Raw genomic sequence first — 11127 nt, forward strand, 5'->3', positions numbered from 1 at the left:
GTGGCCGGATCGGCCGCTGCCGCCGCGCGCCAAACCGATGCGGGTGCCGGCGCGGACCCCCCGCCGCCGCTGAGGCGGCTACGGCTTGATGCGGATCTGGCCGGATTTCCACCACCCGCTGCGGGTGGCCTCGCCGAGTTCGAGGTCGGCGGGCACCGCGTCGACGATGGTGTCGAACTGGCGCAGTGAGCCCCAGTCCCGGCCCCAGTCGCGGGAGAGGTAGGTCGCCATCACGTGCGCGCGCAGCAGCAGGTCGCTGATGCCGAGCAGGCCGCCGTTGAGCCCGTCCTCCCAGGTGTCGGTGTCCTGCTTCTTGGCGGTGTAATCCGGGGTGATCCGGTACTTGGGCACCTGGGTGACCCCGTCGCTGTGCAGCATCGGCTGCTGGCAGGGGAACGCCAGCCCGACCGCCCAGTCCATCAGCACCGGCTGGGTGGACCCGACGTACTCCTGCAGCGACAGCAGCTTCGGCACCCGCGGCGGGGTGACCGCCACCCAGTCGCCCGGCGACAACGACAGGTCCTCGGCCACGATCCGCACCGCGACCGCGTCGTCGGGGATGGCCGCGCGCGGGAACCGCAGGTTGCGCCACGACGGCGCGGGCCCCAGGTCGTAGGGGGTCAGCCGGCCGGCGGGCACCGGCGCCCCGTCCGGCCCGGGCACCGCGTACTCCAGCTCGACGGCCTGGCCGACGGTGCGACCGTGCTGGACGCTGTCACCGGCGATGGTGCCCGCCGCGGTGACCACCACCAGCGGCCGGCCGCCGTCGGCGGCGGGCAGCGGATACCAGGCCGAGATCAGCGTGCTCTGCTGCTGCGGGCCGGTGGTGTAGCTGCCCGCGACCGGCACCCGCGCCGGATCCAGCCGGTAGGGCAGCGGGACCGTGGAGCCGTTGACGCCCGGGGTCTTCAGCGTCACCGGGGCGTCCCAGTCGTAGTCGGTGCCGGGCTGCGGCAGCGTCATCCGGATTGCCTCGGCGACGATGTGCTCGGGCACCCCGTCGGCGGTGAAGCCCACCGGGTCGGTGCCCGCCAGCGGGCCCAGCGGCCCGTAGTCGCCGTCCAGCGGGGTCAGGAAGCCCTCGTTGGCGTCGGGTTCGACCAGGACGTCGTCGGCCAGGCCGCAGCCGCCGACGAAGGCGCGCAGGTTGGCCCAGCCGTTGGAATAGGTCGGGTACTGCCGCACGATCCCGATCGCCATCGAGGCGACGAACACGCAGACCATGAACCCGGCGGCCACCGGGATCGGCGCGGCGGTCAGCGTCCGCGCCACCCGGCCCTCGGCGCGCGCACGCGCGGAGAAATGCAGCCAGGCGGCGTAGAGCGCGGCCAGCACGAACAGCGCGAAGAAGATCGCGCTGACGCTGACCCCGCCGATGCGCGGCATCGTGGTGTTGAACGGCACCCCGTAGCTCGAGACGTACCACCAGCCGTTGGTGGTGGCGAAGCACAGCGCCAACACGAACAGCAGCCCGGCCAGGAACGCCATCCGGTTGCGCGCCGAGCGCAGCACTATCGGCGAGACCAGCACGGTGGCCAGCGCCGCCACCGCCGCCCCGGCCGCGGCGAACAGCCCGAAGTGGTGCACCCACTTGGTCGGGGTGAACATCAGGAAGAACATCGTGCCGAAGATGACACCCATCAGCCGCCAGGCCGGCCCGCGCGCCACCCCGGGCACCCGCTTGCGGCGCAGCATGATGAACATCGAGGCGAACAGGCACAGCGCGGTGATCAGGAACCCGAACCGCCGGGACAGCGACCCGTCGACGGTGGGCAGGATCAGGTAGTAGTAGCGCAGGTTCTCGGTGTACCACTCCTGGCTGGGGCCGATGGCGCTGCGGATCCGGGTGGCCTCCAGCACGGTGGACAGCGTCTGGTCGAAGAACACCACGGTGAGGATGACGAACCCGGCGGCCAGCAACGGCGCCAGCAGCGGCCACAGCCCCACCTCGCGGTGCCGGCGCACCAGAATCCGCAGCAGCGGCCGCCCGCCGGCGACCAGCGCGGCCACCGCGATCAGGCCGGTCGGCTGGATGCCGAGGGTGAACGCCGCCGCGATGATCGCCAGGGCGGCCGGGGTGAGCCGACCGGAGGTCACCGCCCGCTCGATGAGCACGTAGGTGATCAGCGAGCCCACCGCGATGATGGGTTCGGGCCGCAGCCCGTTGTTGAACGGGAACCAGGCGGCCATCAACACCGTCGCCGCCGCCCACAGCGCCGGGCGGGACGCGGCGACCGCGGGCCCGAGCCGCGGCAGCACCTCCCGGCTGAGCAGCAGCCAGCACACCAGCGCGGCGGCAAGGTCGGGCAGCCGGATCCAGATGCTGGCGTCGCTGATGTGGGTCATCCACGCCAGCAGGTTGTAGTACCAGCCGAACGGGTCCTCCGGGCTGCCGAACCAGCGGAAGTAGTTGCTCATGTAGCCGGCGTGCCCGGCCACCCGCGCCATCCCCAGGATGTAGCCGTCGTCCGACGAGTTCGCCCCCATCACATGCCAGAGCAGGAACCCGGCCGTCACCACCGCGTCGGGCAGGGTGAGGGTGCGCCAGCGGGCCGGGATCAGCCGGCGCATCCGCCGGCCGTCGAGCCGGTCCAGCCGCCACAGCGCCAGCAGCGCCACCACGGTCGCGGCGATCGCCAGCACGATCGCGGCCAGCTTCACCGCGGTCGGCTTGGTCGAGAAGCGGGTGTCGATGGTGGCGGTGAACTCCAGGCCGGCCGGCGCGGCCCCGGCCAGGTCGCTGAACACCCCGACGATCTGCGGGCGCAGGTTGGGGTCGGCGAAGCCGGTGCGCAGCTCGGCCCCGTCGTCGTCGGTGAGGCCGGCGAACGTGGCGAAGGTGCCGTCCTCGCTGGAGGTGATCTCGATCGTCGAGCAGCCCGGCTGCCCGCCCGCGCCCAGCACCCGGTCGCGGGCGACGCTGGCGACCACCACGTTACGCACGATCACGTCGACACGGCTGGTGTTGACGGTCACCAGCATCGCGTTCAGCGCGGCCTGCTTGCCGTCCTTGGGGGCGGTGCCCACCAGCAGCCCGCCCTTGGCCGGCAGCGCGGCGACCTCCCGGCACGGGATGCGCACCGTCATCTCGACCGGCACCTGCGAGATCAGCGGTGCGGTCACGTTGGTCAGCTGGCCGTGCTGCGGCCAGTTCAGCTGCGCGGTGGTCTGCACCACCGGCAGCAGCGGGGTGGCGACCGACAGGACGAAGCCGATCAGCCCGGCGACGATCGCGACCCAGCGGGTCAGGCGGATCTGGCGGCTGGTGTCGGTCACGGCAGGGCTCGAATCGGTCCGGGACGGCTCCAGCCGTACACAGTGGTGACCCCCTCCTCGATGACGGCCTCGGGCGCCTCCTCGGCGGGCACCAGCCGGTGGTAGCGCTCCACCGAACCCCAGTCGCGGTACCAGTCGTCACGCAGGTAGGTCGGGATCGTGGAGGTGTACAGCAGCGCCTGGGTGATCAGGAACGGCCCGCCGTCCTCGGTGGCCTGCCACAGGTTCGACGACGACGCCGTCTGCTTGTGGTCGGGCAGGAACCGGTACTCGGGCAGCTCGGCGACCCCCAGGTGCTGGGTGAACGGCCGCTGGCAGGGGAAGTTCGCGGCGGTGGCGATGTCGAGCAGCACCGGGGTGTCCGAGCCGACCAGCTCCTGGATGGTGGCCAGCACCGGCACCCGCGGCGGGGTGAACGCGAACCACTGGTCGGAGCTGAGGTTGGGGTCGTCGGCGACGATGCGCACCGCGTTGGCGTCCGGCGGGCGCCAGGCCATCGGGAACCGCAGGTTGCGCCAGGCCGGGTCCGGGCCGATGTCGATCGGCTGCACCAGCCCGAGCTCGGCGGTCGACCCGTCGGCGCCGGTGACGCCCCACTGCAGTTTCAGCGACTGCCCGTAGTTGAAGGTGCCGTCCTCGTCGTAGGACCAGATGGCGCCGGCCGCGGCGACGGTGACCAGCGGCCGTTCCGGGGTCGCGGCGGGCAGCGCGTACCAGGCGGAGGTGGCCTTGGCGGCGACGGTGTTCTCGTCGTAGCTGCCCATCACCGGGGTGCGGGCGGGGTCCAGGCCGAACGGCAGCGCCACCCGCGAGCCGTTCACCCCGGCCGGGGCGTCCGGCGGCAGCCAACCGCCGGCGGTACCCGCCGAGTCGCTCACCGAGGAGCCGGGCTTGTTCGGGGAGGCGTCGGAGTTGACCACGCCGGGCTTGGAGACCACCGGTTCGGAGGACAGGTCGTCGCTGACGCCGTTGGGGACGAAGCCGACCGGGTCGGTGCCGCCGAGCGGGCCGTACTCGCCCCAACTCTGGCCGGGCACCGGGGTCAGCAGCCCGGCGTTGGCGTCCGGTTCGGCCAGCACGGCGTCGGCCATCGCGCAGGCGGTGTCGGACAGTCCGGAGGTCAGCGCCGCCAGGTTGGCCTTGGCGGTGGTGTAGGTCGGGTAGCGCCCGACGAACGCCTTGGCCATCGACCCGACCTGCAGCACCACCATGATGACCGCGACGATCAGCAGCGGGGTGGAGGCCAGTACCCGGTTACGGCGGGTGTTGGCCACCTCGGTGTGCCCGGCGTAGTCCAGCCGGAAGTGCTGCCAGGCGGCCAGCAGCCCGGTGAGGATGGCCAGCGCCAGGAACATGGTGGTGACCGGGTGGCTGGCCAGCACCGGCTGCTTGTCGAACCAGGGGACGCCGTAGTTGCCGACGTAGAACCAGCCGTTGATGCCCGAGGTGGCCCAGGCCAGCAGGAACAGCAGCGCGGTCACATACAGCGACAGGTTGCGCCGCGAGTGCAGCCCGACCCGGGCGAAGCTGAACGCGGTGACCGCGCCCAGGGCCGCGGCCAGCCCGGCGAACCCGCCGAACTGCACCGCCCACTTGGTGGGGGTGAAGGTCAACAGCAGCAACCCGATCGCGGTGGTGCCCAGCAGCCGCCACACCGGGCCGCGGGCCAGCCCGAGCAGCCGGCCGCGGCGCAGCAGCACCGCCAGCATCGCGAACAGGCAGAACAGCATGATCAGCACCGCGAACCGCCGGGTCATCGAGCCGTCGACGGTCTCCACGGTCAGGAAGTAGTAGCGCAGCAACTCCTGATACCACGAGATCGTCGGGCCCACAACGTATTTGATGCGGGCGGACTCGGCGACGGTGGCCAGTGTCTGGTTGCGGAACACCACCAGCACGATCACCGACAGCGCGGCCGCCAGCACGGCGAGCGGGGCGGCCAGCCCGTCGAGTGGGCGGCGGCGCGCCACGATCAGCGCGATCGCGCGACCCCCGACCAGCAGCGCGGCGACCGCGATCAGCCCCTGCGGGGCCAGGGTGGCGGTCAGGGCGGCGACGATCACCGCCAGCGCCGCCGGGACCAGCCGGCGGGTGGCGATCGCGTTCTCCACCAGCACCCAGGTGGCCACGGTGCCGAACGCGATGAGCGGTTCGGGCCGCAGCCCGTTGTTGAACGGCAGCCAGGCGGCCAGGAACACCGCCCCGGCGGTCCAGACGGCTACCCGGTTGGCGGCCAGCCCGGCGCGGGCCGGCCCCAGCCGGCGCAGCATCCACCGGCTGACCAGCAGCCAGCAGGCGATGCCGGCCAGGGTGGCCGGCAACCGCAGCCACACCCCGGCGGTGCTCACCGAACTCAGGTGCGCCAGCACGGCGGGATACCAGTCGAACGGGGCCTCGGCGGCCCCGAAGTAGCGGTAGTAGTTGGCCAGGTAGCCGGCGTCCCCGGCGACGCGGGCGATGGTCAGGTTGTAGCCGTCGTCGGAGGAGAGCGGGCCGATGACGTGCCAGAGCGCCAGCGCGCCGATCACGCCGATGTCGGCGAGCCAGGTGGCGGTGCCGGCCCGCCAGGCGTGCCGCCAGCGCCGCGGCACCCGATGCCCGGCGCGGCGGTCCAACACGGCCAGCGCGACCAGGGCGGCCAGCACCGACAGCGCGCCCAGCCCGATCGCCGCCTTCTTGAGCAGGCCCGGGGAGACCAGGAAGCGGGTGTCGACGTCGATGCGCGCCGACAGGCCCGGCTGCGCCGTGACCTTCAGGTCGGTGAAGATGCCCGCCACCTGGGGCTTCTTGTCGGCGGGGAGGGTGCGCACGGTGGCCGGGATGCCGACGAACTCCGCGCCCGCGCCCCCGGCGTCGGCCCAGATGTGCAGGGTCTGGCAGTCCGGTCCGGCCACCGCGTCGCGGGGTGCCAGCGCGGCGACCGAGTCGCGGAACGCGACCACCACGGCGTCGCTGCTGGCCCGCACGAACAGCCCGTTCTTGGTGGCGTCGACCCCGCCGGCCGGGATCGTGGACAGCACCAGCCCGCCGTCGGCGGGCAGGGTGGCGATCACCGGGCAGGGGATGGTGATGTCCAGGGCGCGGGGGGCGCCGGAGACCAGCGGTGCGGTGACGTCGGTGATCCGGCCGGTGTCGTCGGTGGCGGTGGGCCACACCACGGTGGCGGTGGTCTGCTTGACGGGCAGCAGCGGCACCACGCCGCAGAGCAGGACGCCCAGCACCCCCGCGACGATCGCGATCAGCCGCGCCGTGCGGTAGCGGGACCGCTCAACATCGTCGTGGGGCACGAGGCTTGATGGTATGCGACGAGGTTTCCGATGGTGGGACCCGCCTTTTGGGCGGGGCGGGGCGCGCGGGTCTTACGGGCGCAGCGGTGCCGGGCTCCACAGCCCGCTGCGGGTCGCGGTGCCCAGATCCAGTTCCGCCGGGACCGCCTCCGGGTAGTAGCGGGTCAGTTTCTGCAGCGCGCCCCAGTCCCGGTTCCAGTCATCCTTGAGGTAGCTGGGCACGGTCGCGGCGCGGAACATCAGCTCGCTGATGCCCAGCGGGCCGCCGCCGATGTTGTCCATGACCGGGGAGTTGGCCTCGGTGCCGAACCGGTCGGGCAGGATCCGCCACTTCGGCGCCTCGATGACGCCGTAGCGGTGCCCGAACGGGCGCTGGCAGGGGAACGCCAGCCCGACCAGCCAGTCCAGCAGCACCGGATCCTCGGAGCCGACGACGTCCTGCAAGGTGTCCAGCTGCGGGATGCGGGGCGGGGTCAGCGCGATCCAGTGCCGCTGCGCCAGGTCCCGGTCGGTGGCCACCAGCCGCACCACGGTGGCCTCGGGCGGCAGCTGCGCCAGCGGCACCCGCAGGTTGCGCCAGGCCGGGGCGGCGCCGATGTCGGCGAACTCGATCGCACCGCCGGGCTCCTCGGCGGCCGGGTCGGTGGCCCACTCGACCTGCACCTCGTGGGTGTCGAAGCGGCCCGCCGCCGACACCACCAGCAGCGGCCCGGCCTGCTCGCGCGCCGGCAGCCGGTACCAGGCGGTGCGCAGCCGGGCCGGGACCTGCACCCCGTCCCGCCAGCTGCCCAGCACCGGGGTACGGGCGGGGTCGAGGCCGAATGGCAGCCGGGCGCGGGAGCCGTTGATGCCGGGCTTGGCGATCAGGCCGCCCTCCACCCCGGCGGTCGGGCCGTCGTCCTCGTCGAGGTTGTTGCCGCCGCTGGGCGGCTCCATCACCGGGTCGGCGGAGATGTCGGCCGGGATGCCGGTGGGCCGGAACCCCTGGGAGTAGCCGGCGGCCAGCGCGTCGCCGACCGGCACCCCGCCGGCCGGGACCAGCATCCCGGCGTTGGCGTCCTGTTCGACCAGGACGTCGTCGGCCAGCCCGCAGGTCTTGCCGGTGAGGGCCTGCAGGTTGGAGCGGCCCACCGTCCAGGCCGGGTACTGGCCGATCATCGCCAGCGTCAGCGAGGCCACTTCGAAGAACACCAGCGCCCACGCCGCGATCGCCAGCGGCGACTGCAGGATGCGGGCGCGCCGGCTCGGCGGCCGGCGGCGGGTGTCGTCGCCGGCGAAGAAGTGGAACCAGGCGGCCAGCAGCACCACCAGCGCGGTCAACCCGATCAGGAAGGTCGCGAACGCGAAATGCCAGGCCGGGAACTCGTTGGACCACGGCACACCGAAGTTCGAGACGTACCACCAGCCGTTGACGCTGGCGAAGCCCAGCGCGGTGATGAACAGCACCACCGCGGCGAACACGGTGCGGTTGCGTCGGGAGCGCAGCACCGCGGCGCTGACGGCGACCGCGGCCAGCGCGCCCAGCGACCCGGCCAGCCCGGCGAACACCCCGAAGTGGTGGGTCCATTTGGTGGGGGTGGACATCATCGCGACGAAGGAGATGATCGTGATCCCCACGATGCGGCGGCTGGGCCCGGCGGCGGTGCCGGGGATGCGGCCTTTGCGCAGCGACATGGCGATGGCGACCGCGAGCGCGACCACCAGCGCCAGCACCGCGAAGCGGCGGGCGATCGAGCCGTCCGGGGTGGCCATGAACAGCCGCTCGTAGCGGATGTGCTCGTCGAACCAGCTCAGGCTCGGTCCGACCGCCGATTTCAGGGAACTGGCCTGCAGTTCGCCGACGAAGGTCTGGTCGCGGAAGATCAGCACGGCCGGGACGGTGGCCGCCGCGGCGATCGGGGCGAGCATCGGCAGCAGTCCGAAGCGGGTGGAGCGGCGGTGCAGGATCGTCAGCAGCGGCCCGATGGCCACCAGCAGCGCCCCGATCGAGGCGATGCCGGTGGGGCCGGAGAACAGCGTGAGCGCGCCGATCAGGCAGGCCGCGGCCAGCGGCAGCAGCCGGCTGGTGGCCACCGCGCGTTCCACCGAGCACCAGGTCAACAGGATGCCCAGCGCGATGATGGGCTCCGGGCGCAGCCCGTTGTTCAGCGGCAGCCAGAACACCAGGAACATGCCGGCCGCGGTCCAGGCGGCGGCCCGCTGGGTCTTGACCGCGTGGCCCAGCCGGGGCAGCACCTCCCGGCTGATCACCCACCAGCAGGCCAGCGCCATCAGCAGGGTGGGCAGCCGCATCCAGATGCTGGCGGTGGAGATGTGCGACCAGTAGGCCAGCAGGTCGTAGTACCAGCCGAACGGCGCCTCGGGGGTACCGAACCAGCGGTAGTAGTTGGCCATGTACCCGGCGTGTTCGGAGACCCGGGCCATGGTGAGGATGTAGCCGTCGTCGGAGGTGTTGGCGCCGACGAAGTGCCACCACACCAGCACCGCGGTGACCAGGGCGTCCAGTCCGCTGATCGACCACCAGCGGGCGGGCAGGAAGCGGCGGTGGCGCATCCCGTCGGTGGCGTCGAGCAGGTGTAGCGCGATGAGCGCGGCGATGGTCAGCGCCACCCCGAGCAGCATCGCGGCCATCTTCAGCGGGGTGGGGGCGCTGGAGTAGCGGGTGTCCAGCGTCGCCGAGAACCGCAGCCCGTCGGGGGCGGGCCCGGCGAGGTCGGTGTAGACGCCGATGATCTGCGGGCGGAAGTCGTAGCCGCCGCGTTCCCCGCGCAGCGGTGCGCCGGGCTTGTCGTCGTTGGGGCCCTGGGTGAGGCCGACGAACTCGCCGGTGACCTTGTCGGCCCGCACGTCGAGCACCAGCTTGGAGCAGGCCGGGCTCAGCACCTGGCTGAGCGGGGCGACCACCACCGGGGTGTTGCGCACCACCACCACGAGGTTGTTGTTGGCGCGCTCGACGAGCAGGCCGCGGTCGACGGCCTTGGGTGCCTGTTTGGGCACCGTGGACAGCAGGACGTTGTGGCCGCCGTCGGATTCGGTGAGCCCGGCGGCGGCCCGGCACGGCACGCTGATGTGCATGTCGGTGGCGACGTAGCTGATCAGCGGCGCGTCGACGCTGGCCAATACCCCGTTCTGCGGCCAGTTCAGCTGCGCGGTGGTCTGGTTGACCGGCAGGAAGGGCACCGCCAGCGACAGCGCGGCGCCGAGCAGGCCGGCGACGACGGCGACGATCCGGGCGATCCGGTGGTTGGCCCGCAGGTCACTCACGGGGCTTGATGGTATCGGGCGGCCGGGATCGGTGCCGGTCGCGGGCGTCATCGGGCCGCGGGGACGCGGATCGCGACCACGAACGGCCCGATCTGGTCGACGCTGAACTGCGGGCCGTCGAAGAGGGCGGCGGGCAGGGTGATCGTGTAGCGCCGGACGTTGGGGTGGTTGGGGTAGACGTCCTCGGCCAGCCGCAGGGTGTAGGTGTCGCCGGCGGCCGACCCGGCCCCGCGGCGCATCACGAACACGGTGGGCGCCGGCCAGGGCAGCTCGTCGAGCGCGGCGGTGAACTGCTCGGCGGTCTTCAGCTCCGCCCAGCTCTCGATGGCCGCGGCGCGGCGGTCGAACTGCGCCAACGGGTTGGCGTAGTGGGAGGTCAGGCCCTGGAACCCGAAATAGGGGTAGATCGCCAGGAACCCGTAGTCGGCGGTGAGCACCACGGTCTGGTCGCGGGGAACGCCGGTGGCGGCGGTGATCGCGGCGTCGATCTCGCCGTAGTAGCGCTCCGAGCCCGGCGGGCGGCGGTCGCCGCGCTCGCCGTAGCCGTCGGTGTCGGTGTAGGCGACGGCCAGGTCGGGGCGCAGCACGTTGGGGATGTCCTGGCTGAACGACAGCGCCCCGGCGAACCCGATCACGGTGGCCACCGCGGTGATGCCGCGCTGCCAGCCGTACTGGCGGCCGGCCTCGGTGAGCCGGTGGGTGACCTCGAGGAACCCGAACACCCCGGCGGCGGCCAGCAGCACCACCAGCGTCGGCTGCAGCCGGAAGGACAGCAAGGTGGTGCGGGCCAGCGTGGTCAGCATCGACAGCAGCGACCACAGGTAGACGCTGACCACCCCGAACGCCAGGGCGGCGGCGCGCACCGAGGTGCGGGCGCGCACCACCAGCCACAGCGTGCCGAGTAGGCACAGCGCGCCGAGCAGGGTGAACTGCAGCATCGGGAAGGTCAGTTCCGCGCCGGCGGCGGGCAGGTAGTGCTGGGCGCTGCCGGTGTTGCTGATCGGGTCGCGGGCGGCGCGCAGCAGGAACGGCAGCCAGGTGGTGGCGCCGATCGCCGCCGCGATCACCCCGATCACCGCCAGCCGCAGCAGCGGGTCGAGCGCGGCGGCCGGGCCGCGGTGCCGCCACCGGGCGGCGGCCAGACCCACCGCCATCAGCACCACGGTGAACGCGCTGTATGCCACCAGCAGGGTGTAGAAGGTGGCGGCGAAGCCGAGGAAGATCCCGGTGCCGACGATCGCGGCCCAGCCGCCGCTTCCTGGCGCCACCGTGAAGCCAGCTTCACGCTCGGCCTCGAGTG

4 protein-coding genes are annotated in these 11127 nt (G+C 72.7%); all 4 read right to left on the reverse strand.

Translation table 11 applies throughout. The features are described 5' to 3' along the window. Positions 1 to 78: 78 nt before the first annotated feature. Positions 79 to 3309 (reverse strand): arabinosyltransferase domain-containing protein, encoded by a 3231-nt coding sequence (locus A5643_RS04930; RefSeq protein WP_197497651.1) that lies wholly within the window; start codon positions 3307 to 3309, stop codon positions 79 to 81. Continuing rightward, on the reverse strand, positions 3273 to 6563 hold the full coding sequence (locus tag A5643_RS04935; RefSeq protein WP_066852536.1) for an arabinosyltransferase domain-containing protein: 3291 nt from the start codon (positions 6561 to 6563) through the stop codon (positions 3273 to 3275). The genes A5643_RS04930 and A5643_RS04935 overlap by 37 nt, the downstream gene beginning before the upstream one ends. A gap of 72 nt (positions 6564 to 6635) precedes the next feature. Next, positions 6636 to 9878, reverse strand: coding sequence for an arabinosyltransferase domain-containing protein (locus tag A5643_RS04940; RefSeq protein WP_082948731.1), 3243 nt, complete (start codon positions 9876 to 9878; stop codon positions 6636 to 6638). Beyond that, positions 9875 to 11127 (reverse strand): arabinofuranosyltransferase (locus A5643_RS04945; RefSeq protein ID WP_197497650.1); only part of this gene is annotated, 1253 nt, incomplete at its 5' end. The genes A5643_RS04940 and A5643_RS04945, both read right to left, overlap by 4 nt.

It is taken from the genome of Mycobacterium sp. 1274756.6, assembly GCF_001668625.1.
Lineage (GTDB): Bacteria > Actinomycetota > Actinomycetes > Mycobacteriales > Mycobacteriaceae > Mycobacterium.